The 23,924-nt window shown below is 64.1% G+C and carries 17 protein-coding genes; 4 read left to right on the top strand and 13 right to left on the bottom strand.

Annotated elements, in window-relative coordinates; translation table 11 throughout:
* Positions 1-173: 173 nt before the first annotated feature.
* Entirely contained in the window at positions 174-3,014 is a 2,841-nt protein-coding gene (polA, locus tag ACZ1JC_RS09880) for a DNA polymerase I (RefSeq protein WP_465137023.1), read from the bottom strand.
* Between the two features lie 263 nt (positions 3,015-3,277).
* On the opposite strand from polA, the gene ACZ1JC_RS09875 reads away from it, so the two are divergent.
* On the top strand, positions 3,278-3,604 hold the full coding sequence (locus ACZ1JC_RS09875) for a hypothetical protein (protein WP_465137024.1): 327 nt from the start codon (positions 3,278-3,280) through the stop codon (positions 3,602-3,604).
* A 93-nt stretch (positions 3,605-3,697) separates the two neighbouring features.
* Here ACZ1JC_RS09875 and bla read toward each other — a convergent pair whose 3' ends face one another.
* The 4 genes from bla to ACZ1JC_RS09855 all read right to left on the bottom strand — a co-directional run bounded on the left by bla (position 3,698) and on the right by ACZ1JC_RS09855 (position 8,616).
* Complete coding sequence (gene bla / locus ACZ1JC_RS09870) at positions 3,698-4,732, bottom strand: class A beta-lactamase (RefSeq protein WP_465137025.1); 1,035 nt, start codon at positions 4,730-4,732, stop codon at positions 3,698-3,700.
* A 341-nt stretch (positions 4,733-5,073) separates the two neighbouring features.
* Positions 5,074-6,717, bottom strand: a complete 1,644-nt coding sequence (groL, locus tag ACZ1JC_RS09865; protein WP_465137026.1) for a chaperonin GroEL — start codon at positions 6,715-6,717, stop codon at positions 5,074-5,076.
* A gap of 47 nt (positions 6,718-6,764) precedes the next feature.
* Positions 6,765-7,052, bottom strand: a complete 288-nt coding sequence (gene groES, locus ACZ1JC_RS09860; protein ID WP_086492655.1) for a co-chaperone GroES — start codon at positions 7,050-7,052, stop codon at positions 6,765-6,767.
* A gap of 184 nt (positions 7,053-7,236) precedes the next feature.
* A complete protein-coding gene (locus ACZ1JC_RS09855) occupies positions 7,237-8,616 on the bottom strand; it encodes an MATE family efflux transporter (RefSeq protein ID WP_465138633.1) in 1,380 nt (459 codons plus the stop codon).
* A gap of 166 nt (positions 8,617-8,782) precedes the next feature.
* Here ACZ1JC_RS09855 and ACZ1JC_RS09850 point away from each other — a divergent pair, with 166 nt between their 5' ends.
* Complete coding sequence (locus ACZ1JC_RS09850) at positions 8,783-9,205, top strand: c-type cytochrome (protein ID WP_465137027.1); 423 nt, start codon at positions 8,783-8,785, stop codon at positions 9,203-9,205.
* A 125-nt stretch (positions 9,206-9,330) separates the two neighbouring features.
* On the opposite strand, the gene ACZ1JC_RS09845 is transcribed toward ACZ1JC_RS09850, so the two are convergent.
* The 8 genes from ACZ1JC_RS09845 to ACZ1JC_RS09810 all read right to left on the bottom strand — a co-directional run bounded on the left by ACZ1JC_RS09845 (position 9,331) and on the right by ACZ1JC_RS09810 (position 14,868).
* Positions 9,331-9,939 carry a hypothetical protein gene (locus ACZ1JC_RS09845; RefSeq protein ID WP_465137028.1) on the bottom strand — a complete coding sequence of 203 codons (609 nt, stop codon included), beginning with the start codon at positions 9,937-9,939 and terminating at the stop codon, positions 9,331-9,333.
* 77 nt (positions 9,940-10,016) lie between these two features.
* The gene (locus tag ACZ1JC_RS09840) at positions 10,017-10,964 is read right to left on the bottom strand and encodes a bifunctional helix-turn-helix transcriptional regulator/GNAT family N-acetyltransferase (RefSeq protein WP_465137029.1); all 948 of its coding nucleotides are present in this window, start codon (positions 10,962-10,964) and stop codon (positions 10,017-10,019) included.
* 327 nt (positions 10,965-11,291) lie between these two features.
* Entirely contained in the window at positions 11,292-11,666 is a 375-nt protein-coding gene (gene rplL / locus ACZ1JC_RS09835) for a 50S ribosomal protein L7/L12 (RefSeq protein ID WP_465137030.1), read from the bottom strand.
* An 87-nt stretch (positions 11,667-11,753) separates the two neighbouring features.
* The gene (gene rplJ, locus ACZ1JC_RS09830) at positions 11,754-12,266 is read right to left on the bottom strand and encodes a 50S ribosomal protein L10 (RefSeq protein WP_465137031.1); all 513 of its coding nucleotides are present in this window, start codon (positions 12,264-12,266) and stop codon (positions 11,754-11,756) included.
* A gap of 315 nt (positions 12,267-12,581) precedes the next feature.
* Complete coding sequence (locus tag ACZ1JC_RS09825) at positions 12,582-12,839, bottom strand: helix-turn-helix domain-containing protein (RefSeq protein WP_465137032.1); 258 nt, start codon at positions 12,837-12,839, stop codon at positions 12,582-12,584.
* Complete coding sequence (locus ACZ1JC_RS09820; RefSeq protein ID WP_465137033.1) at positions 12,839-13,387, bottom strand: DUF2975 domain-containing protein; 549 nt, start codon at positions 13,385-13,387, stop codon at positions 12,839-12,841. Before ACZ1JC_RS09820 ends, ACZ1JC_RS09825 begins: the two co-directional genes overlap by 1 nt.
* 25 nt (positions 13,388-13,412) lie before the next feature.
* Complete coding sequence (locus ACZ1JC_RS09815; RefSeq protein ID WP_465137034.1) at positions 13,413-13,604, bottom strand: hypothetical protein; 192 nt, start codon at positions 13,602-13,604, stop codon at positions 13,413-13,415.
* A gap of 226 nt (positions 13,605-13,830) precedes the next feature.
* Positions 13,831-14,868, bottom strand: a complete 1,038-nt coding sequence (locus tag ACZ1JC_RS09810; protein ID WP_465137035.1) for a hypothetical protein — start codon at positions 14,866-14,868, stop codon at positions 13,831-13,833.
* A 478-nt stretch (positions 14,869-15,346) separates the two neighbouring features.
* Between ACZ1JC_RS09810 and rpoB the strand changes: the two genes are divergently transcribed.
* Both rpoB and rpoC read left to right on the top strand, forming a co-directional pair.
* Positions 15,347-19,501 (top strand): DNA-directed RNA polymerase subunit beta, encoded by a 4,155-nt coding sequence (rpoB, locus tag ACZ1JC_RS09805; RefSeq protein WP_465137036.1) that lies wholly within the window; start codon positions 15,347-15,349, stop codon positions 19,499-19,501.
* A gap of 82 nt (positions 19,502-19,583) precedes the next feature.
* Positions 19,584-23,888 (top strand): DNA-directed RNA polymerase subunit beta', encoded by a 4,305-nt coding sequence (rpoC, locus tag ACZ1JC_RS09800; RefSeq protein ID WP_465137037.1) that lies wholly within the window; start codon positions 19,584-19,586, stop codon positions 23,886-23,888.
* The last annotated feature ends 36 nt before the right edge of the window (positions 23,889-23,924 follow it).

Raw genomic sequence — 23,924 nt, 5'->3', positions numbered from 1 at the left:
CCCGGAGCGCTCGTTTCACCGGAGTTTTGCCCCGATTGACGGAGCGACCATCCTAAACTCTCCTCGTCATCCCCGCGAAGGCGGGGATCCCGCTTGTTCTTGCGCGGCTGGGCAAAAAGGTAGCGGGGCCCCCGCCTGCGCGGGGGCGGCGAGGTGAGTTAGGCGAGTTAGGCTTAGTGCGCCGCACCCCAGCTGGCGCCGTGACCGATTTCCACGCCCAGCGGCACATCCAGCTTCACCGACGGTTCCGCCGCGCCGGCCATCACGCTGCGGATCACGTCGGAGGCTGCCGCCACGTCACCCTCGGGCAGTTCGAACACCAGTTCGTCGTGCACCTGCAGCAACATGCGGACGTGGCCAAGGCCGGCCTCGGTCAGGGCCGGGGTCATGCGGGCCATGGCGCGCTTGATGATATCGGCGCTGGTGCCCTGGATCGGGGCGTTGATCGCCGCGCGTTCGCTGCCCTGGCGCTCGGCCTGATGCTTCGAATTGATGCGTGGGAACCAGGTCTTCCGGCCGAACAGGGTTTCCGAATAACCTTTCGTCCGCACGGATTCGAGCGTTTCGTGAATGTAGCGCTGGATGCCCGGGAAGCGTTCGAAATAGCGGTCGATCATCGCCTGCGCCTCGTCCGCTTCGGTGCCGAGGCGGCCGGCAAGGCCCCAGCGCGAGATGCCGTAGAGGATGGCGAAGTTGATCGTCTTGGCCCGCCCGCGCGTATCGCGGTCCACGGTGCCGAACATTTCCATCGCCGTGCGCGCATGGATGTCCTCGCCATTGGCGAAAGCTTCCTTGAGGCTCGGCACATCGGCCATGTGCGCGGCAAGGCGCAGTTCGATCTGCGAATAGTCGGCGGAGATCAGCACATTGCCGGGCTCGGCCACGAAGCAGTCGCGGATCTGGCGGCCGATCTCGGTGCGGATCGGGATGTTCTGCAGGTTCGGATCGGTCGACGAAAGGCGCCCGGTCTGCGCGCCGACCAGGCTATAGCTGGTGTGCACGCGCTGCGTCTTCGGGTTGATCGCGGCCTGAAGCGCCTCGGTATAAGTCGAGCGCAGCTTGGACAGTTGGCGCCATTCCAGCACCTTGGTGGCGACGACTTCGCCATCGTTCGCCAGCTTTTCCAGCACCGACTGGTCGGTGGAATACTGGCCGCTCTTGCCCTTCTTGCCGCCCTTGTAGCCCAGCTTGTCGAACAGGATGTCGCCCAGCTGCTTGGGGCTGCCGATGGTGAATTCCTGCCCGACCTTGGCGAAGATCTCCGCCTCCAGCGCGCCGATGGCTTCGGCGAACTGGCTGGAAAGACCGGCCAGCTTCTCGCGGTCGACCTTGATGCCGTGGCGCTCCATCTGGGCGACGACCGGGATCAGCGGACGGTCGACCATCTCGTAGATGCGGGTGCCGCTCTCGTCCGACAGGCGCGGCTTCAGCTTGGCGTGCAGGCGCCAGGTGACGTCCGCATCCTCGGCCGCATATTCGGTAGCGCGCGACAGCGGCACTTCGCCGAAGGGGATCGCCTTCTTGCCGGTGCCGCAGATTTCCTTGAAGGTCAGCGTCGTATGGCCAAGGTGGCGTTCGGAGAGTTCGTCCATGCCGTGGCCGCCGCCGATCCCGTCGAGCGAACGGCCGGCATCGAGGCAGAAGGACACGATCATCGTATCGTCGATCGGCGCCACGTGGATGCCGTGGCGGGCGAAGACGTTGAGGTCGTACTTGATGTTCTGGCCGACCTTCAGCACTGCATCGCTTTCCAGCAGCGGCTTCAGGCGGGCGAGGGCATCGGCCAGCGGTACCTGCTCGGGCTTTTCGGCGAACATGTCGGTGCCGCCGTGGCCCAGTGGGATGTAGCAGGCGTCATTGGGGCCCAGCGCAAGGCTGATCCCTGCAAGGTCCGCCTGCATCGCGTCGAGCGCTGAGGTTTCGGTGTCGATGGCGACGACATGGGCGGCGGCGGCGCGGGCGATCCACTCCTCCAGCGCGGCCATGGTGGTAACGCAGGCATAGGCGCTGCGGTCCACCGCCGGCCATTCGGGCATCGGCTGGCGCGCGGCACCCTCGTCCGGGCCGTTGGCAGCGGTTACCGGCTTGGACGGGTTGAGCTGCGTCGTGCGTTCGGGGCTGCCGTGGCCGAGGTCCAGGCGCTTGAGCAGGCTGGTGAAGCCGTGCTTGCCGAGAAATTCGGCCAGCGGCGCGGGCGGGATCGCTTCCAGCTTGAACTGGTCGAGCGCCATCGGCAGCACGCAGTCTTCCTTCAGCGTCACCAGCACCTTGGAGAGGCGGGCCTGTTCGGCCTGCTCGATCAGCCGTTCCTGCAGCTTCGACTTCTTCATCGAAGGCGCGGCGGCCAGCGCGGATTCGAGGTCGCCGTAGTCCTGGATCAGCTTCGACGCGGTCTTGGGGCCGACGCCGAAGACGCCCGGCACGTTGTCGACCGAGTCGCCCATCAGGGCTAGCACATCGCCGACCTTTTCGGGGGGGACGCCGAACTTCTCGACCACTTCGGGAATGTCGATCCGCTGGTTCTTCATCGTGTCCAGCATGTCGACACAGCCACCGCCGATCCCGCATTTGCCGACCAGCTGCATCAGGTCCTTGTCGGAGGAGACGATGGTCACATCCCAGCCCTGCGCCGTGGCGGCGCGGGCGTAGGAGGCGATCAGGTCGTCCGCCTCGAAGCCCACTTCTTCGATGCAGGGCAGCGAGAAGGCGCGGGTGGCGTCGCGGATCAGCGGGAACTGGGGGACGAGGTCTTCGGGCGGCGGCGGGCGGTTGGCCTTGTAATCCTCGTAGATGTCGTTGCGGAACGAGTGGCTGCCGGCATCGAGGATCACTGCAAGGTGCGTCGGCCCGTCGGCCTTGTTCAGATCCTCGGCCAGCTTCCACAGCATCGTCGTATAGCCATAGACCGCGCCCACCGGCGTCCCTTCCGGGTTGGTCAGCGGCGGCAGGCGGTGATAGGCGCGGAAGATATAGGCCGAGCCGTCGACGAGATAGAGATGCTGCTTGGAATCCATGGACAACCCGTAGCAGCGCCCGCGCGGCCCGTCAGCACCGCACTGCGCGCGCACCCACTGCAATCTTTGCAGGGATAATCTTCGCGGGGGCGGGGAACCGGGGCGCAATTTCGCCGTTTCGCTGCGAATGCTTGAAACGCGGCGTGTCGCGGCTTAATCCTGCGCGACCTGAACGGGAGCGAGATCGGCCCCCCAACGCCGCACCGTATCTTGCGGACGGCATCCGGAATCGACGACTTCAGCAACGAGGGAAGACTGAACACATGCGCAAGACCCTGATCGCCGTGACTGCCGCCGCTGCGGCTCTTTCGCTGGCCGCCTGCTCGCAGAAGACGCAGGATGCCGCCAGCGACACCGTGACTTCGGCTGCCGAAGACGTTTCGCAGGCTGCGGACGACATGGGCGATGCCGTGGATAACGCCGGTGACAAGGCCGCGCAGGCTGCCGACGACACCAAGGGTGCCGCCAGCGAAGCGGCCAAGAGCGCCGAGAAGACCCTCGACGACACGGCCGCCGACGCTGCCGCAGCCGCTGCCGACGTGACCAATGCCGAGGGCGAGCCGCACGATTCGACCGCGCCCCAGCACTGAGGTCGAAGACCCGGATTTCGGTTCGGGCTTCACCCAAACGAAAAGGCCCGCCGGAGCGATCCGGCGGGCCTTTTCGTTTGGCGGTGCGATAGCTCAGCGGGAGGCGGAGGCGGTGCGGCGATAGCTGCCAGCGTCTGCCAGATAGCCTTCGTAAACGGTACGGGCGATGCTGGCGATGCGGGCTTCGCGGGCCGGTCGGCCACCCTGTCCGGTGACATAGATCGCCACCGCATAGGCGCGGCCGTCGGCGGTTTCGATAAAGCCGATGTCGCTCGACGTGTTGTTGAGCGAACCGGTCTTGTGCGAGACGCTGACGCCGCTGGGCAGGCCGGCGCGGATGCGGTTGCGGCCGGTGACGCAGCGGCTCATGGCGCCCATCAGCACGCTGCGGCTTTCCGGGGTCAGCCACTTGCCCTGATAGATGCCGGTCAGCAGCTCGACCATCGCAAGCGGCGTGGCGCTGTCGCGCTTGTCGACCACCTTGGCGGGGTTGATCGCGCCATCGTCCCGCACCAGCGTGGCGATGTCATGGTCGATATGCCAATCCTCGATGCCGGCGCGGCGCACCCAGGCATTGACGGCGGCGGGGCCGCCGACGACCTTGAGCAGCGCATCAGTCGCGTAATTGTTGGAGCGCGTGATCATCAGCTCCATCAACTGGCGGGCCGACATGTAGGCACCCGGGCGCACCGGCGCGACTGAACTGGAAAACGGCGCGGAGGCGACCGGGATCATCAGCGGATATTCGCTGGAAAGGCTCCACTTGCCCTTGTCGACGCCGTCCAGGAAGGTCGCGGCGATGGCGACCTTGCTGGTGCTGGCCATCGGGAAGCGCTGGTTGCCGAGCACGTCGACAGTCCGCCCGGTCGAAAGGTCCACGGCGGCGACGCCGATGCGGCCTTGTGATCCTTCGGCGACGCCGGCCAGGCGGCGTTCGAAGTCATCCGGCGTGCGCGGGCTGCGCAATTCGGTGCCGAACACCGAATCGAAAGAATCCTGCACGTCGTTGATATTGCCTGCATGGGCAGGCGCGAAGGACGCGGTGGCAGCGGCGACAATGCTTGCGACCTTGATGAAACGCTGCGTGCCGGCCAGGCACCGCGTCAGGAGACTATCTGCCCCGATCATGCAGAACCCACCCTTACCTTTCTGATTTTCCCGCAGGGTTAACCCACCGGTGAGATTAATCCGAATTCGATAAAGCGCCAGCGTTGCGCGACGAATTGCATGGCCCGTGCGGGCAATTGCGGGAACTGGATCGATCCTGTCGTCGCGAAGACCGATTCGGATGCGTTTGAATCCGTTAAAAAATGCACTTTCGGCGATTTCGACGCGTCTTGGTACCCAAGATTGCGCGGGCCTATTCTTCCCGAAAGGGCCCGCGATGGCGGTTGGGCTGGGGCAATAACGAAAAAGGGCCGGAAGGATCGCTCCTTCCGGCCCCAATTCGCGTTGGTGACGTGGTTGGCTTAGAAGCCGCCCATGCCGCCCATGCCGCCCATGTCTGGCATCGCCGGCATGGCAGCCTTGTCTTCCGGCTTGTCGCTGATCGCCGCTTCGGTGGTGATCAGCAGGCCGGCGACCGAAGCCGCATCCTGCAGCGCGGTGCGAACGACCTTGGTCGGGTCGATAACGCCGGCGGCCTTCAGGTTTTCGTAGACGTCGGTGGCGGCGTTGAAGCCGATGCCTTCGTCCGATTGGTCGAGCAGCTTGCCGGCGACGACGGCGCCATCGCTGCCGGCGTTTTCAGCGATCTGCTTCACGGGAGCCGAGATCGCCTTGCGGACGATGTCCACGCCGCGGGTCTGGTCTTCGTTGGCGCCGGTCAGGCCTTCGAGAGCACGCGTTGCGTAAAGCAGCGCGGTGCCGCCGCCGGGGACGATGCCTTCTTCAACGGCAGCGCGGGTTGCGTGGAGAGCGTCGTCGACGCGGTCCTTGCGTTCCTTCACTTCGACTTCGGTGGCACCGCCGACCTTGATGACGGCAACGCCGCCAGCAAGCTTGGCCAGACGCTCCTGGAGCTTTTCACGGTCGTAGTCGCTGGTGGTGACTTCGATCTGGGCGCGGATCTGTTCGACGCGGGCCTTGATTTCGTCGTGCGAACCGGCGCCGTCGACGATGACGGTGTTATCCTTGTCGATGGTGACCTTCTTAGCCTGGCCAAGCATGCCGAGCGTGACGCTCTCAAGCTTGATGCCCAGGTCTTCCGAGATCATTTCGCCAGCGGTCAGGGTCGAGATATCGCCCAGCATCGCCTTGCGACGATCGCCGAAGCCCGGAGCCTTGACGGCTGCGATCTTCAGGCCGCCACGCAGCTTGTTGACGACGAGCGTGGCCAGAGCCTCACCCTCGATATCTTCGGCGATGATGAGGAGCGGACGGCCCGACTGCACCACGGCTTCCAGGATCGGAAGCAGCGCCTGGAGCGACGACAGCTTCTTTTCGTGGATGAGGATGTAGGGGTTGTCGAGTTCGACAGTCATCTTCTCGGGGTTGGTCACGAAGTAGGGCGACAGGTAACCACGGTCGAACTGCATGCCCTCGACGACGTCGAGTTCGAATTCGAGGCCCTTGGCCTCTTCGACGGTGATGACGCCTTCCTTGCCGACCTTGTCCATGGCTTCGGCGATCTTTTCGCCGACTTCCACGTCACCGTTGGCCGAGATGATGCCAACCTGGGCGATTTCCGAGGTGCCGGCGACCGGGGTCGAGCGGGCCTTCAGGTTTTCGACGACCTTGTGGACGGCGAGGTCGATACCGCGCTTCAGGTCCATCGGGTTGATGCCGGCGGCAACCGACTTCATGCCTTCGCGCACGATCGCCTGGGCGAGGACGGTCGCGGTGGTGGTGCCGTCACCGGCCTTGTCGTTGGCCTTCGAGGCCACTTCGCGCAGCATCTGCGCGCCCATGTTCTCGAACTTGTCCTTGAGTTCGATTTCCTTGGCGACCGAAACACCGTCCTTGGTGATGCGGGGAGCGCCGAAGCTCTTCTCGATCACGACGTTGCGGCCCTTGGGGCCCAGAGTCACCTTGACGGCGTTGGCGAGGGTGTCGACGCCGGCGAGAATGCGTTCACGCGCGTCGCGGCCGAACTTTACGTCCTTGGCTGCCATTTTGAATTCCTTTTAGAAAATCTGGAAAATGCAGAAAATCAGGATGCTCAGCCGATAACGCCGAGAATATCCGATTCCTTCATGATCAGCAGGTCTTCACCGCCAACCTTGACTTCGGTGCCCGACCACTTGCCGAACAGCACGCGGTCGCCAACCTTGACGTCGAGGGGGGTGATGGTGCCGTTTTCAGCGCGGGCGCCGGTGCCGACGGCGACGATTTCGCCTTCAGCCGGCTTTTCCTTGGCGCTGTCGGGGATGATGATGCCACCGGCCGTCTTTTCTTCGGCCTCGACGCGGCGCACGAGAACTCGGTCGTGCAGCGGGCGGAAAGTCATGGGATTCTCCCTTATCCTACGAACTAAAAGGGCAAGAAACTGGAATTGGCACTCTGGCGTGCAGAGTGCCAACGGCCGGGGATATGGTTCCCCCCGGTGGGCTCGTCAAGCGATGAGCCGGCAAAAAATTTCAGGTCGGTGTAGGCGCAGGATGAGACGAGTGCGTGACGGTCCCGTTCCAGCCTTACATCGGCGCGAGGTGAAAGCGGTCGCGCCAATGCCAGCGCATGAGCAGCAGTACCGCCGCGGCGGTGAGGCCGACGGCAAGGCCGATCCACACGCCCACGCCCTGCAGCGGGGTGAATAGCCCGAGCGCGGCGGACGTCGCGAAGCCCGCCGCCCAATAGCCGAACAGGGCGATCATCATCGGCACGCGCGTATCCTGAATGCCGCGCAGGGCGCCGGCGACAACCGCCTGCAGGCCATCGGTCAACTGGAAGATCGCCGCCACGAACAGGAACTGCAGCGCGAAAGTGACCAGCACCGCGTTTTCCGGCGCGCGCACGTCGACATAGCCGGAGAGAATGAAGCGCGGGAAGATCAGCATGGTCGATGCGGAGACGATCATGAACGCCATGGCGATCGCAATGGCCGCGCTGCCCGCATGGCCGACGCCGCGCCTGTCGCCCGCGCCGTAGTGATAGCCCACGCGGATTGTGGCCGCCTGACCCACGCCGAAGGGCACCTGAAACGCGAAAGCGGCGATCTGCAGGGCGACGGTATGCGCGGCCAGCTGCGCCTCGCCGATGCGGCCCATCAGAAATGCTGCGCCGGAGAACAGGCCACCTTCCGCGATCAGCGTTGCGGCGATCGGGAGGCCGAGTGCCAGAATCTGGCGCATCCGCTCAGTCTCCGCGCGCCAGAAGCGGCCGAAGGCGTGAAATCGCCGCAGCTTGCGGTCGGTCGAAATGGCCAGGGCATAGGCCAGCACGCTGACGCAGGCGGTGGTGATGCTGGACAATGCGGAACCCGTCAGCCCCAGCGCCGGGAAACCGAAGTGGCCGAAGACCAGCGTGTAGTTGCCCAGCACGTTGACCAGGATCGACAGCGCCGTGATCGCCGTGGCGAAAAACGGCCGGCCGAGGGCGGACACGAACGTGCGCAGCACGTTCGCGACAGCCATGGGCACGATCGCGATGGACAGTACCCGGATGAAGTGGCCGGACAGATCGATAACGTCGGGATCCTGCCCGGTCAGCCGCATGAGCGCGCCGCCGAACAGGCAGAGCGCGATGCAAGCGATTCCCCCCAAGATCGCGACCCACAGCGCCATGCGCGTCGAGCGACGCACCTCACGCACCGAATGACGGCGTCGGCCGAGTTCGGCGGCGATCAAGGGGGCGACCGCGCCGGTCACGCCGTTGAGACCCATTGCCAGCAGCGCTACGATGGCGACGGCCAGGCTCGCCGCCGCCAAGGCTTGCTGGCCAAGCCGGGCGACGAAGATCACGTCGGTGGCGAAAACCGCCATCTGCAGCAGGTTGGCCAGCGCCAGCGGCCCCGCAAGGCGCAGGGTGGCGGCCAGTTCGGCACGGAAGGTGGAAGGCAGGTCGCGTGTCGCCATGGTCGCAGGGCGATAGGCGTTCGCGTGCGCGAACGAAAGCGGATTTGTCGTGGCCGAAGCGCGGGGACTTTGCGCTGGATCAGTCACTTCCCTTCATCGCTGCGGCATAATACGGGATGTCGCCAAGACAAGAATCGACAGGTTCGGGCCAGGCCGGAGTTCCCGCATGTACGTGAAATCGATAATCGCAACCCTACCGCTCGCACTGGTCGCGGCGTGCGGAGGTTCGGGCGAGCAGCAGCAGTCCAGCTCGCCTGCCGCGACGACCGAGGTCGCGGCCGCAGCGCCAGCCGTTGCCGATACCGCGCCTCCCGCCTTTGCCATCTGTCGTTCGTGCCATTCGGTCGAAGCCGGCCGCAGCGGCGTCGGGCCAACGCTCCACGGCATCGTCGGCAGCAAGGCGGGTGATGTGGCCGGCTTCCCGTTCAGCCCGGCGCTCAAACAGTCCGGGATCACGTGGGATCGGCAATCGCTCGATACCTGGCTGCAGGGTCCGATGAAGATGGTGCCGGGCACGCGCATGGTGATCGCCGTCCCCGATGCGGAGAAGCGCAAGGCGATCATCGATTACCTCGAAAAGCAGAAGTAAGTTTGCAAACGAAAAAGGGCGGCGCCGCGACATGGGAGCGGCGCCGCCCTTTCATCCGGTCTTCCGAGGGGTGGCCAAGGGGGTTGGCGTTGCGGAAGACCGGGCCGAAGAACCGCGAAAAGGGGTCAGATCGTATTGGCGGGCAGGGGCTGCTTGGGCTGTTCCACAGGCTTTTCGGCCTTGGCGGGGATCGCCTTGGTCGAGGGCGTGACTGCTTCGCACGAATCCGAGGCAGCCTGAGTCATCTTCGGCGCCGCGCCCGAACCGTCCGAACTGTAGGAGACCGAGCGGGTGCAGCCATTGGCGTCCGTGCTCGACGAATAGTAGGTCACTTGCGCGCCCTTGGGCATGTCGCCGACCATCACCATGCCGGGAGCAGACTGCTGCGCGTCACCGTTGGCGACTGCCTGTTGCTGCATCTGCGCGGCGTGCGCCTGCATCATTGCCGCCTGCTGCATCATGGCGTTCATGCGTGCGTCCATGATCGCGGAAATACGGTCCATTTCGGCGAAGGGATCCGCCATCACCGGCATCGATGCGGCTTGTGCCTGATCGGCAGGAACGACCTCCACCCTGGGGGCCACATCGCCGGAATACTGGACCTGCACCACCGATCCGTCAGGGGCATTGACGTTCATGGTATGCAGCTTGGCAGTTGCGGCTTCGGCCACGCCGGCGCCCAGCAGGGCCAGTGCGGCGGCGCCGAGAAGATACTTTTTCGAAGGCATTCGCATGAGGGGGCAACCTCCTTCGTGACTCGTCCTTTGCCGGGGCAAGCTGCTCCCGCGAAGCTGAACGCCAGATTACCCGTTCAAAGCGGATGGATCATCGCGACGTCGCACCGCTCGTACCGGGCGCCGTAGCGCTCCATGATCCCGGCATCATGCTGAAAGCCGAGTTTCTCATAGAGATGGATCGCCGCCTCGCACTTCCTGTTGGTCAGCAGGTAGAGCGGGTCGGCACCCATTTCGCGGGCGCGGCCGATCATGGCGTCGAGCAGGAATTCTCCCGCCTTCAGCCCGCGTGCGGAGGAGCGCACGCCCATCTTGGTCAGTTCGAAGGAATGATCGCCGGTCTTCTGCAGCGCGCAGGTGCCGACAATGCCCAGCCCCTCCGCCTCGACGAAGAGTATCGTGCCGCCGGGATCGACGATGCGCGCGCGGGGATTTTCCAGCACATCGCGATCGGTGGGTTCCAGGCGGAACATCGCTTCGATCCATTCGGCGTTGATATCGTGGAATTCGCGGGCAAGATCGTCGGAGAACTCACGGATCGTCAGCTGGGGCTTGCCGAGCCGGGCGTGGCGCTCCCCCATCGAGGATGCGCTGAGCGCCGTCTCGATCCGGGTGATGAGCTCAAGCAGTTCGGCGGTCCGGCCATCGCACATTTCGTCCACCGCGCGGCCGACGCCGGGCCAGACCTGCATCTTCACCCGCGCCATCGCCGACTTGCCCGTAGGCGTCAACGAAAGCAGGCGCTGACGCAAATCCGCGCCGGGATTGGCCTCGACCAGCCCAAGTTCAGTAAGTTGCCCGATTGCCCGCGTCACGCCGGGCTGGCTGGATCCGATCGCCTCGGCCAGTTGGCCCACGGTCATGTCCGCCGTGTCCAGCGCGGCGAGCAGGGGGATCTGGCTGGGCTGCACGCCAAGGCCGGCATCCTCGATGATCCGCGCCGCATCGCCCTGCAGGCGTTCGGCCAGACGCTTCATGCGGCTGCCCAGAAGGATGCCGCCCAGATCGGCAATAACGTCGGTCACTTGAATCTCCATATCACGTTATATATCGTGTTATGGATATGCAGGGGCGGCGTCAAGCATATGCCTGTTTGAAAATCCGGCGCGGCCGGATTTTGCGGCACCAGCCCACTCCCCCACGCGACCACCCATCAGGATACGCTCGTGGGTGGTCGGCTCCCTCAGCGAAAAGGTCCCCCGGACCTTTTCGTATTCTTCGGGACGGGAGTGGGCTGGTGCCGCCGCGAAAATGCCCCGGCGGGCATTTTCCAAACAACCCCCAAACGAAAAGGGCGGCCCCGAGGGACCGCCCTTTCCTTTTTCTGCTCGGAAGAACTTCCGAGAAGAAGATTACTTGAGCTCGACGGTGCCGCCGGCTTCTTCGATCTTCTTCTTGATGTCTTCGGCTTCAGCCTTGTTGACGCCTTCCTTGACAGCCTTCGGGGCGCCTTCGACGAGAGCCTTGGCTTCGGCGAGACCCAGGCCGGTGATGGCGCGGACTTCCTTGATGACGTTGATCTTCTTGCCACCGTCGCCGGTGAGGATCACGTCGAATTCGGTCTTTTCTTCAACAGCGGCGCCAGCGTCGCCGGCCGGGGCAGCAGCCACGGCAACGGCAGCAGCGGCGGAAACGCCCCATGCTTCTTCGAGAGCCTTGGCGAGGTCAGCGGCCTCGAGGACGGTCAGCTGCGACAGTTCTTCAACAAGCTTGGCGATATCGGCCATGATAATAACTCCTGATCTGTGGTCCCGGGGTGCTGGATGCGGTCCGCCGGGATAAATCGTAACGAAAAGTGTTGCTTAAGCTTTGGCTCAAGCAGCCTTGTCGGCATAGGCAGCGAAGACGCGCGCCAGCTTGGCCGCCGGAGCGGTCTGCAGCTGGGCGATCTTGGTCGCCGGAGCCTGAACGAGGCCGATGAGCTTGGCACGCAGTTCGTCGAGCGACGGCATCGAGGCGAGAGCCTTGACACCAGCAGCATCCAGAACCTGCGAACCCATCGCGCCGCCGACGATCTCGATCTTGTCGGTCGTCTTGGCGAAATCGACGACGGCCTTGGCAGCTGCGACGGGGTCCACCGAAGTGGCGATGGCCGTCGGGCCGGTCAGGAAGTCGTTGATACCGACGTAGTCGGTGTCCGCGATGGCAAGCTTGGCAAGACTGTTCTTTGCAACCTTATAGGTAGCACCGGCTTCACGGATCTTGCCGCGCAGGGCGGTGGACTGGGCCACCGACATGCCGAGGTTGCGGGTGACAACCACCACGCCGACCTCGTTGAAGACCGCGTTGAGCTGGGCGACCGAATCGGCTTTCTGCAAACGATCCATGCCTTACTCCTTCACATGTGACCGTTTGGAACTTGCGTCCCGCACGGCCGGCTACGTTTGTCCGAAGCGCTGATGCACTTCGGGCGAGTCCGTTGGCGATGGGGAAGGAGTTTTTCAGGCCGAGGCCTGAATTGGGCACCACGCTTCAAAAAGGAGCGAGGGCCGGAAAATTTCCTGTTCCCCGTCTAGGCTGGAAATTAAGTCCTCGCAAATCGAGGACACCAACTGTCTCGGACGGATGAACGATGGGCCGAAACCCAACGGTTCGGGCGCGCCTTTGAAGGAAAGCGCGCCCGGAGTCAAGCAGAGTCGATCTCAGTCGGCGGGGTCGGCGGTCGGGCTTTCGGGCGCATCGTATCCCAAGAGGTCGCCCGGCTGACAATCGAGTTCCCGGCAGATCGCTTCCAGTGTGGAGAAGCGGATCGCCTTGGCCTTGCCGGTCTTCAGGATCGAAAGATTGGCCAGGGTGATGCCGATGCGCTCCGCCAGTTCGGTCAGCGTCATGCGGCGGGCATAGAGCAGGTCGTCCAGCTTCACCACGATATTGCCTCCTTCGTTGCCGTCGTCGCCCATCACACGGTTCCTTCCAGCTCGGCGCGCATTTCGGCGCCCTTGCGGAAGACGCGGGCCAGGATGAACAGGATCAGCATCAGCAACAGGCCGTTGCCCGAGATGCCGCCGATGGTGTCGAGGTGGGTATGGCCGTCGCCGATCTTGTTGATCAGCGCGCCCAGCGTGGAAAGCGGCAGGCCGATCAGCTGCACCACCAGGCTGAGCCACGCCATCTGCGTCAGGCGCCGGGCATTCTCCGGTACGAAGGGATCGCCGTCGCCCACGGTGCCGACGATCCGCTTCAGCAGCTGGAAGATGCGAAACAGGATGCCGCAGAGGATTGCCGCGAAGACCAGGATGGCGCTGACCGCCCAGAAGAACTGCGGCATCACCAGCGGCATTTCCTTGGCCATTTCGGCGGAGATGTCGTTCTGGAAGAACAGTAGCAGCGGGATCGCCACAAGGCAGGCGGCAATGGCGATGGCCATGCTCGCCATCAGGAACCAAAGCAGTCCCTTGGCGATGGCGAGCAGTGGGTCGCGCGTGATCGATTGCATGGTGGAAGTCATGTCGGTGCCCCTCTTTTCCTGAATCTTACATCAAGGCCGGCGCGGCGGGCGCGGCGACGACGATGGTGAGGTGGGTGCCGGCTTCGACGGTCACCGGCGTGCGGGCGGCGGCTTCGGCCGGGGTCGACACGGTGGGCAGCCAGAAGGCGCCGGTGACGACGATGGCCAGCGCCACGGCGAGCGGGCGAGAGGCCTTTTGCATCTGGGACTGGGTCATTGTTCGTTCTCCGATATGCTTGATATCGATATTCAATAAGCCGATTCGAACTTATCGTCAATCAATAATATCGAAAAACAATATGTGGCTGATCGTATTTCGGAAAATCGAGGCTCCGGCGGTGAGCAGAAGAGTGGGCGGGGCACAGAAAAGCGGGGCGACTCGCTGGGAGTCGCCCCGCATTGAAGGCCGGTTTTGCCGTGCAGGGGTTACGGCATCGCCGGGTTCAGGCCTCGACCAGTGTTTCTGTGGGGGTGGGATTGGAGGGCCTGGTCGTGGGCCTGTAGGTGCGCCAGTCGAAGGGCTTGCCCTGCATTTGCAGGTGCTCGCGGTGTTGAAGGATCAGGCGCGCGCGGCGCATTCGGGCCTTGCGCGAAGTGAAGGGGTTCGCCTCGTTCGGCGCGGCGGCAACCATCGCTTCCAGCAATTCGGCGCGATCGTCGCCGATGGGAACCGGACCGGCGGCCAGCGCTTCGGCCGACGGGCCGAGGCGGGCAGCAGGGCGGGTGGGGGGATTGGCGGGAAGCGCCATCGGGTCAGCCATGGCGGCGGGCGTCGGTTCGGGGTCGGCGGGGGCGAAGTCCTCGACGAACTCGTCTTCGCTATCCGTGCGGCGGCGGCGGGTCATGGCATAGGCGCCGGCGCCGGCGATGCCCAGGGCAGCGAGCAGGCCGACGATGCCCTCAATCGGGAAGCCGGCGTTGTTATTCGTATTCGCCGGAGCAGCAGCGGGTGCGGGGCTGGCAACCGCGCCGGGTTCGGTGACAGGCGCAGTTGTCGCCGGGGAAGACACGACGGCCGGCGGCGAGTCGCCCCGAGCCAGCGCGCCGGTGCGTGCCGTGCCTGCGCTCTCTGCGGTGGGCACGCGAGCGGGCGCGGGGGGTGTCGCGCGCGGCGCACGATCGGCGGCTTGCGGCCTTGAGGTAGCAACCGGAGCGGCAGCCGCCGCCGCTTCATCGGGCACGGAGGCGGGTGCGGTTGTGACCGGCGCAGTGGTGACCGGTGCGGGGGCAACCGGTGCCGGTGTCGCCGTCGTGGCTGTTGGCGCGGCGTCGTCTACTTGCGGCAGCACGATCGTCGGCGCGGCGGAGGTCGGCGCTGCAGGCTGTGCCGGCGTGGCCGGAACCGTCTGCTCCGGCATTGCGGCAGCGGGCGGCACCGTTGTGCTGGCCTCCTGCGCGAAAGCCGGGGTGGTAGCGAGCGCAAGGACGGCGGCAATCGCCGTCAGGGCGCGGGGCGAGCGGGGGGCAATCCTCTTTTCCATGACAGAAAAATGCACCGGACCGGCACTGGTTACGACGAAGCGTGCAAAACCGCGATCAGATGAGCGGATTTTGCGGACGAACCGCCTTTTGCGCGATAAATCCGCCGAAAAATGGCGGAAATCTGTCATTCTTGCGACGAAAGGTTCATCCGGCGTTCACGCCAAAAACCACCTCTCGCATTGGTGACATTGACGGTGGAGGCCCCGGCTCCTATATCCGGCCCTCGCTCGATCGCCTCGAGCAAGGCTGCCCATGCGCGGGGGCACGCCCGGGAAGGAGGCTTTCGGGATTTCATCCGATGCATCAGGCTGCTGGCCGCAATGGGCGTTCCTTAAGGAATTCCGCGCGTGCCGGGCGGCCTTTTGGCGTTTCGGGTGCCCTGTTTTCACGGCAGGGATTACGTCCTCGCAGACGAGATTTTCAAGGGGTCGTTCATCGCGAATCGGCCCCGAAGCGAAGAGGCAAAAAGACCAGATCATGGCCACCAAGCCCGTCGATGTGCGCCGCTCTGCAAAGAAGCGCATCCGCAAGATCTTTGGCGACATCCACGAAGTCGTCCAGATGCCCAACCTCATTGAGGTTCAGCGCGAAAGCTACGAGCAGTTCCTGCGCTCGAATCCCGAAACCGGCTATGTCTCCGGTCTGGAAAAGACCCTGCGCTCGGTCTTCCCGATCCGCGACTTCGCGGGCACCAGCGAACTCGACTTCGTCCACTACGAGCTGGAAGAGCCGAAGTACGACGTGACCGAGTGCCGCCAGCGCGGCATCACTTACGCGGCCCCCATGAAGGTGACGCTGCGCCTGATCGTGTTCGAAGTCGATGCCGAGACCGAGACCCGCTCGGTCCTCGATATCAAGGAGCAGGACGTCTACATGGGCGACATGCCGCTCATGACCGAGAACGGCACCTTCTTCATCAACGGCACCGAGCGCGTCATCGTCTCGCAGATGCACCGTTCGCCGGGCGTGCTGTTCGACCATGACCGCGGCAAGACGCACTCCTCGGGCAAGTACCTCTTCGCGGCCCGCGTGATCCCGTACCGCGGTTCGTGGCTGGACTTCGAGTTCGACGCCAAGGACATCGTCAACGTGCGTATCGACCGCAAGCGCAAGCTGCCGGTCACCTCGCTGCTGTTCGGCCTGGGCCTCGACAGCGAAGCGATCCTCAACCACTTCTACGAAACCGTGACCTGGAAGCGTGGTTCGGGCGGCTGGCAGCTGCCGTACCAGGCCGAAGCATGGCGCGGTGCCAAGCCGGCGTTCGACATCGTCGATGCCAAGTCGGGCGAAGTCGTGTTCCCGGCCGGCACCAAGATCTCGCCGCGCGCCGCCAACAAGGCGCAGAAGGACGGTCTTGAGGAACTGCTGATCCCGACCGAGGAAATCTTCGGCCGCTATTCGGCCAAGGACCTGATCGACGAATCCACCGGCCGCATTTACATCGAGGCGGGCGACGAAGTTTCGCCGGAAAACCTCGAAGCGCTCGACCGCGCGGGCATCGACCAGATCGACCTGCTCGACATCGACGACATCAACACCGGTCCCTGGATCCGCAACACGCTCAAGGCCGACAAGGCCGAGAACCGCGACATGGGTCTGGAAGCGATCTACAAGGTCATGCGTCCGGGCGAACCGCCGACGAAGGAAACTGCCGAAGCGCTGTTCGACGGCCTGTTCTTCGACGCCGACCGCTATGACCTGTCGGCCGTGGGCCGCGTCAAGATGAACATGCGTCTTGGCCTCGATGCCGAGGACACCGTGACCACCCTGCGCGTCGAGGACATCCTCGCCGTGGTCAAGGAACTGGTGAACCTCAAGGACGGCAAGGGCGAAATCGACGACATCGACAACCTCGGCAACCGCCGTGTGCGTTCGGTGGGCGAGCTGCTCGAAAACCAGTACCGCGTCGGCCTGCTCCGCATGGAGCGCGCCGTTAAGGAGCGCATGAGCTCGGTCGACGTGTCGACCGTGATGCCGAACGACCTCATCAACGCCAAGCCCGCCGTGGCCGCCGTTCGCGAGTTCTTCGGTTCCTCGCAGCTCTCGCAGTTCATGGACCAGACCAACCCGCTGTCGGAAGTCACCCACAAGCGCCGCGTTTCGGCACTTGGGCCGGGTGGTCTTACCCGTGAGCGCGCCGGCTTCGAAGTCCGCGACGTTCACCCGACCCACTATGGCCGTATCTGCCCGATTGAAACGCCGGAAGGCCCGAACATCGGTCTGATCAACTCGCTGTCGACCTTCGCCCGCGTCAACAAGTACGGCTTCATCGAAACGCCGTACCGCAAGGTGAACGACGGTCACGTGACCAAGGACGTCGTCTACCTTTCGGCGATGGAAGAGCAGAAGCACACCGTCGCGCAGGCGTCGGCTGAGCTGAACGCCGACGGCTCGTTCGTCGAGGAACTCGTCTCGGCTCGCCAGAACGGCGAATTCGTGATGAGCCCGCGCGACCAGGTCACGCTGATGGACGTTTCGCCCAAGCAGCTCGTCTCGGTGGCCGCCTCGCTCATTCCGTTCCTGGAAAACGACGACGCCAACCGCGCACTCATGGGCTCGAACATGCAGCGTCAGGCCGTGCCGCTCGTGAAGGCGGACGCTCCGTTCGTCGGCACCGGCATGGAAGAGACGGTTGCGCGTGACTCGGGCGCCGCGATCTCGGCGCTGCGCGCCGGTATCGTCGACCAGGTGGACGCCACCCGTATCGTCATCCGCGCCTCGGGCGATATCGAACCCGGCAAGTCGGGCGTCGACATCTACCGTCTGCAGAAGTTCGAGCGTTCGAACCAGTCGACCTGCATCAACCAGCGCCCGCTGGTGAAGGTGGGCGAAGTCGTGCAGGCCGGCGATACCATCGCCGATGGCCCGTCGACCGAGTTCGGCGAACTGGCTCTGGGCCGCAACGTGCTCGTCGCGTTCATGCCCTGGAACGGTTACAACTACGAAGACTCCATCCTGATCTCCGAGCGGATCGTGAAGGACGACGTGTTCACGTCGATCCACATCGACGAGTTCGAAGTGATGGCCCGCGACACCAAGCTGGGGCCGGAAGACATCACCCGCGACATCCCGAACGTCGGCGAGGAAGCCCTGCGCAACCTCGACGAAGCGGGCATCGTCTACATTGGTGCGGAAGTGCACCCGGGCGACATCCTGGTCGGCAAGATCACCCCGAAGGGCGAAAGCCCGATGACGCCGGAAGAAAAGCTCCTCCGCGCCATCTTCGGTGAAAAGGCCTCGGACGTCCGCGACACCTCGCTGCGTCTGCCGCCGGGCGTTTCGGGCACGATCGTCGACGTGCGCGTGTTCAACCGTCACGGTATCGAGGTCGACGACCGTACTCGCGCGATCCAGAACGAGGAAATCGAACGCCTCGCCAAGGACCGTGAGGACGAACGCGTCATCCTCAACCGCGCCACCTACAACCGTCTGAAGGACATGCTCCTCGGCCAGGTCGCCACTTCGGCGCCCAAGGGCATCAAGAAGGGCGTGGACATCACCGACGAGGTGCTGGACGAGGTCGAGCGTCACGAATGGTGGAAGTTCGCGGTTGCGGACGACCACATGCAGTCGCAGCTCGAAGCGGTGAAGACCCAGTACGACCTCACCGTCAAGGCGATCCAGGAGAAGTTCGAGGACCGCAAGGAGAAGCTGGAACGCGGCGACGAACTCGCCCCCGGCGTGCTCAAGATGGTCAAGGTCTTCGTTGCCGTGAAGCGCAAGCTTCAGCCGGGCGACAAGATGGCCGGCCGTCACGGTAACAAGGGTATCATCAGCCGCATCCTGCCGCTGGAAGACATGCCCTTCCTCGAAGACGGCACCCCGGTCGACTTCGTGATGAACCCGCTCGGCGTGCCTTCGCGCATGAACGTCGGCCAGATCTTCGAAACGCACCTCGGCTGGGCCGCTCGCGGCCTGGGCGCGCGGATCGGCGCTGCTCTGGACGATTGGCGTGCGGCCAACCCGAACCCGGTTGCCGGCCAGCCGCCGGAAGCCGTTCGCGAGCTGCTCAAGGAGATCTACGGCGAGAACTACACCGCCGATATCGAATCGCGCAGCGACGAACAGATCGTCGAGTTCGCCCAGTCCGTCCGCAAGGGCGTGCCGATGGGTTCGCCGGTGTTCGACGGCGCGGTCGAGAAGGATGTCTCCGACATGCTCAAGCTCGCCGGTCTCGACGAGTCGGGTCAGGTGCATCTGTACGACGGCCGCACGGGTGACTGCTTCGACCGCAAGGTCACGGTGGGCATGAAGTACGTGCTGAAACTGCACCACCTTGTCGACGACAAGATCCACGCCCGTTCGATCGGCCCCTACTCGCTCGTCACCCAGCAGCCGCTGGGCGGTAAGGCGCAGTTCGGTGGCCAGCGCTTCGGTGAAATGGAGGTCTGGGCCCTCCAGGCCTACGGCGCCGCCTACACCCTGCAGGAAATGCTGACGGTGAAGTCGGACGACGTGGTGGGCCGTACCAAGGTCTACGAAGCGATCGTCAAGGGCGACGACACCTTCGAAGCCGGCATTCCGGAGAGCTTCAACGTTCTCGTCAAGGAAATGCGCTCGCTGGGCCTCAACGTCGAGCTTACCAGCCACGACGACAACGAGGACGACGGCACGGCGCTGGCGGCGGAATAACGGGATCATGGGCGGAGCCGCCGCGCTCCGCCCACCCCATGTTCCGTCCGATAAGAGAATTCACCCCCAGAGGGATTGAACCATGAACGACCTGACCAAGTTCACCAACCAGATGGCGAAGCCCGAGACCTTCGATCAGATCCAGATCGGTCTCGCGAGCCCTGAGCGTATCCGCTCCTGGTCCTTCGGCGAGATCAAGAAGCCGGAAACCATCAACTACCGCACGTTCAAGCCTGAGCGTGACGGCCTCTTCTGCGCCCGCATCTTCGGTCCCGTGAAGGACTACGAATGCCTTTGCGGCAAGTACAAGCGCATGAAGTACAAGGGCGTCGTCTGCGAAAAGTGCGGCGTCGAAGTCACCGTGACCAAGGTGCGCCGCGAGCGCATGGGCCACATCGAGCTGGCCGCTCCGGTCGCGCACATCTGGTTCCTGAAGTCGCTGCCGTCGCGCATCGGCCTGCTGCTCGACATGCAGCTCAAGCAGCTTGAGCGCGTCCTGTACTTCGAGAGCTACATCGTTATCGAGCCGGGCCTGACCCCGCTTGAGAAGTACCAGCTCCTGACCGAAGACGAGATGCTCGACGCGCAGGACGAGTATGGCGAAGACGCCTTCTCGGCCGGCATCGGCGCCGAGGCGGTGAAGCACATGCTCATCAACCTCGACCTTGAGCAGGAGCGTGCGGACCTTCTCCAGGAACTTGAGACGACCAAGTCGGAACTCAAGCCCAAGAAGATCATCAAGCGCCTCAAGGTCGTGGAATCGTTCATCGATTCGGGCAACCGTCCCGAGTGGATGATCCTCGACGTCGTGCCGGTCATTCCGCCCGAACTGCGCCCGCTGGTGCCGCTGGACGGCGGCCGCTTCGCGACGTCGGACCTCAACGACCTCTATCGCCGCGTCATCAACCGCAACAACCGTCTGAAGCGGCTGATCGAGCTGCGCGCGCCGGACATCATCGTCCGCAACGAAAAGCGCATGCTGCAGGAAGCCGTCGACGCCCTGTTCGACAACGGCCGCCGCGGCCGCGTCATCACCGGAGCCAACAAGCGTCCGCTGAAGTCGCTGTCCGACATGCTGAAGGGCAAGCAGGGCCGCTTCCGTCAGAACCTGCTCGGCAAGCGCGTCGACTATTCGGGCCGTTCGGTCATCGTGACCGGTCCGGAACTGAAGCTGCACCAGTGCGGTCTTCCCAAGAAGATGGCGCTCGAGCTGTTCAAGCCGTTCATCTACGCCCGTCTGGACGCCAAGGGTCTTTCCATGACCCTGAAGCAGGCCAAGAAGTGGGTCGAGAAGGAGCGCAAGGAAGTCTGGGACATCCTCGACGAAGTCATTCGCGAGCACCCGGTCATGCTGAACCGCGCGCCGACGCTCCACCGTCTGGGCATCCAGGCGTTCGAGCCGGTGCTGATCGAAGGCAAGGCGATCCAGCTGCACCCGCTCGTCTGCTCGGCGTTCAACGCCGACTTCGACGGTGACCAGATGGCCGTCCACGTGCCGCTCTCGCTGGAAGCCCAGCTGGAAGCGCGTGTGCTGATGATGTCGACCAACAACATCCTCTCGCCCGCCAACGGCAAGCCGATCATCGTTCCTTCGCAGGACATGGTTCTCGGCCTGTATTACCTGTCGATGGACCGCACGGGTGAGCCGGGCGAAGGCATGAAGTTCGCGGACATGGCCGAAGTGCACCAAGCACTTCACGTCGGCGCCGTGACCCTGCACTCGAAGATCGAAGCCCGCGTGCCGCAGACCGACGAGAACGGTCAGCAGTACATGAAGCGCTTCGAAACCACCCCGGGCCGCATGCTGCTGGGTGAGTGCCTGCCGAAGTCGCACACGGTGCCCTTCGACGTCGTCAACCGCCTTCTCACCAAGAAGGAAATCGGTGACGTCATCGACCAGGTCTACCGTCACACCGGCCAGAAGGACACGGTGCTGTTCGCCGACGCCATCATGTCGCTCGGCTTCCGCAACGCGTTCAAGGCGGGCATCTCCTTCGGCAAGGATGACATGATCATCCCGGATTCGAAGGAAGCCCTGGTGAACGAGACCAAGGAACTGGTTGCCGATTACGAGCAGCAGTACCAGGACGGCCTCATCACCCAGCAGGAAAAGTACAACAAGGTGATCGACGCCTGGAGCCGTTGCGGCGACCAGGTGGCGAACGCCATGATGGAAGAGCTGAAGGCCCAGCCGATCGATCCCGAGACGGGCCGCATGGCCCAGATCAACTCGATCTACATGATGAGCCACTCCGGTGCGCGTGGTAGCCCGGCGCAGATGAAGCAGCTGGGCGGTATGCGCGGCCTTATGGCCAAGCCGTCGGGCGAGATCATCGAAACGCCGATCATCTCGAACTTCAAGGAAGGTCTGACCGTTCTTGAATACTTCAACTCGACCCACGGCGCCCGTAAGGGTCTGGCCGACACCGCGCTCAAGACGGCGAACTCGGGTTACCTGACCCGCCGACTGGTCGACGTGTCGCAGGACTGCGTCGTCGTGATCGAGGATTGCGGTACCGAGCGTGCGCTGGAAATGCGTTCGATCGTGCAGGGCGGTTCCACCATCGCCTCGCTCGCCGAGCGTATCCTGGGCCGTACCCTGGCCGAGGATCTGCTCGACAAGGACGGCAACGTGGTCGCCGCCAAGGGCGAACTGCTGGACGAAGCCGCGGTCGCCAAGATCGAGGCTGCCGGCCACCAGGCTGCCCGCATCCGCTCGCCGCTGGTCTGCGAAGCCCAGCAGGGCGTCTGCGGCAAGTGCTACGGCCGTGACCTCGCCCGTGGTACCCCGGTCAACATCGGTGAAGCTGTCGGCGTTATCGCCGCACAGTCGATCGGTGAACCGGGCACGCAGCTCACCATGCGTACCTTCCACATCGGCGGTGCCGCGCAGCTCAACGAAACCAGCCACCTGGAATCGATCTGCGACGGTAAGGTCGAGTATCGCGACATCCCGACGATCGTCGACAAGCGCGGTCGCCGCCTGTCGCTGGCCCGCAACGGCGAGATCGTGGTGTTCGACACCGAAGGTCGCGAACGTGCGATCAGCCGCGTGCCCTATGGTACGGTGCTGCTCCACACCAGCGGCGCGACGGTGAAGGAAGGCGAACGCCTGGCAGAGTGGGATCCGTTCTCGCTGCCGATCATCACCGAAACCTCGGGTACGGTGAAGTATCAGGACCTGATCGACACCCGCACGCTGACCGAGCAGGTCGACGATGCGACCGGCATGACCAGCCGCGTCGTCACCGAAGACCGTTCCTCGCGCAGCGCGAAGAAGAAGGAAGACCTGCGTCCGCGCATCACCCTTCTGGACGAGGGTTCGGGTGAAACCGCACGCTACATGATGGCGCCGGGCACCACGCTCTCGGTCGAGGACGGCCAGACCGTCGAAGCCGGCGACATCATCGCCCGTGCTTCGCGCGAAGCTGCCAAGACCCGCGACATCACAGGCGGTCTGCCGCGCGTTGCCGAACTGTTCGAGGCCCGCAAGCCGAAGGACAACTCGATCATCGCCAAGGTTTCCGGCCGCATCGAGTTCGTGCGTGACTACAAGGCCAAGCGCAAGATCGCGATCATCCCGGAAGAGGGTGAACCGATCGAGTACCTGATCCCGAAGAGCCGCGTGATCGACGTGCAGGAAGGCGACTTCGTCAAGAAGGGCGACAACCTGATCTCGGGCTCGCCCGATCCGCACGACATTCTGGAAGTCCTCGGCGTCGAGGCTCTGGCAGAATACCTCGTCGCGGAAATCCAGGAAGTCTACCGCTTGCAGGGCGTGAAGATCAACGACAAGCACATCGAGACGATCGTTCGTCAGATGCTGCAGAAGGTTGAGATCACGGCCGGTGGCGACACCACCCTGCTGCCGGGCGAACAGGTCGACTACGAAGAGATGTTCGAGATCAACAGCAAGCTTCCCGAGGGCAAGCAGCCCGCGGAAGGCAAGCCGGTGCTGCTCGGCATCACCAAGGCTTCGCTGCAGACCCGTTCGTTCATCTCGGCCGCGTCGTTCCAGGAAACCACCCGCGTGCTCACGCAGGCGGCGGTTGAAGGCAAGAAGGACACCCTGATCGGCCTGAAGGAAAACGTCATCGTCGGCCGCCTGATCCCGGCAGGCACCGGTGCCGGCATGAACCGCATGCGCGTGGCGGCCTCCAGCCGCGACGCTGCCCTGCGCGCTTCGTACCGCCGGATGCAGGAAGCGCTCATCGCCGCCAATTCGGCGGAAGAAGAGCATGCAGCCGAACTGGCCCAGGGCCCCGAAGCGGCGATCGGCAACGATCCGCTCGCCATGGTCGAGGGTGAAACCCATGGTCTGGACGCCGATGCCGGCGATTACCTGATCAAGGGTGATGACCAGGCTGAGGGTGGCGACGAGGCGTAAGCTTCCCGCCCTGCCCTGAAAGGGGCGCCTGACAGG

This window comes from Sphingomonas sp. BL-S-28, from assembly GCF_055521515.1.
The sequence above is the reverse complement of the archived record's forward strand: the minus strand, read 5'-3'. Positions and strand labels throughout refer to the sequence as shown.

Coding starts and splice junctions, on each gene's coding strand:
- polA (WP_465137023.1), bottom strand. CDS start 3,014: ATGGATTCCAAGCAGCATCTCTATCTCGTCGACGGCTCGGCCTATATC.
- ACZ1JC_RS09875 (WP_465137024.1), top strand. CDS start 3,278: ATGCGCAAGACCCTGATCGCCGTGACTGCCGCCGCTGCGGCTCTTTCG.
- bla (WP_465137025.1), bottom strand. CDS start 4,732: ATGATCGGGGCAGATAGTCTCCTGACGCGGTGCCTGGCCGGCACGCAG.
- groL (WP_465137026.1), bottom strand. CDS start 6,717: ATGGCAGCCAAGGACGTAAAGTTCGGCCGCGACGCGCGTGAACGCATT.
- groES (WP_086492655.1), bottom strand. CDS start 7,052: ATGACTTTCCGCCCGCTGCACGACCGAGTTCTCGTGCGCCGCGTCGAG.
- ACZ1JC_RS09855 (WP_465138633.1), bottom strand. CDS start 8,616: ATGGCGACACGCGACCTGCCTTCCACCTTCCGTGCCGAACTGGCCGCC.
- ACZ1JC_RS09850 (WP_465137027.1), top strand. CDS start 8,783: ATGTACGTGAAATCGATAATCGCAACCCTACCGCTCGCACTGGTCGCG.
- ACZ1JC_RS09845 (WP_465137028.1), bottom strand. CDS start 9,939: ATGCGAATGCCTTCGAAAAAGTATCTTCTCGGCGCCGCCGCACTGGCC.
- rplL (WP_465137030.1), bottom strand. CDS start 11,666: ATGGCCGATATCGCCAAGCTTGTTGAAGAACTGTCGCAGCTGACCGTC.
- rplJ (WP_465137031.1), bottom strand. CDS start 12,266: ATGGATCGTTTGCAGAAAGCCGATTCGGTCGCCCAGCTCAACGCGGTC.
- ACZ1JC_RS09825 (WP_465137032.1), bottom strand. CDS start 12,839: ATGGGCGACGACGGCAACGAAGGAGGCAATATCGTGGTGAAGCTGGAC.
- ACZ1JC_RS09820 (WP_465137033.1), bottom strand. CDS start 13,387: ATGACTTCCACCATGCAATCGATCACGCGCGACCCACTGCTCGCCATC.
- ACZ1JC_RS09815 (WP_465137034.1), bottom strand. CDS start 13,604: ATGACCCAGTCCCAGATGCAAAAGGCCTCTCGCCCGCTCGCCGTGGCG.
- ACZ1JC_RS09810 (WP_465137035.1), bottom strand. CDS start 14,868: ATGGAAAAGAGGATTGCCCCCCGCTCGCCCCGCGCCCTGACGGCGATT.
- rpoB (WP_465137036.1), top strand. CDS start 15,347: ATGGCCACCAAGCCCGTCGATGTGCGCCGCTCTGCAAAGAAGCGCATC.
- rpoC (WP_465137037.1), top strand. CDS start 19,584: ATGAACGACCTGACCAAGTTCACCAACCAGATGGCGAAGCCCGAGACC.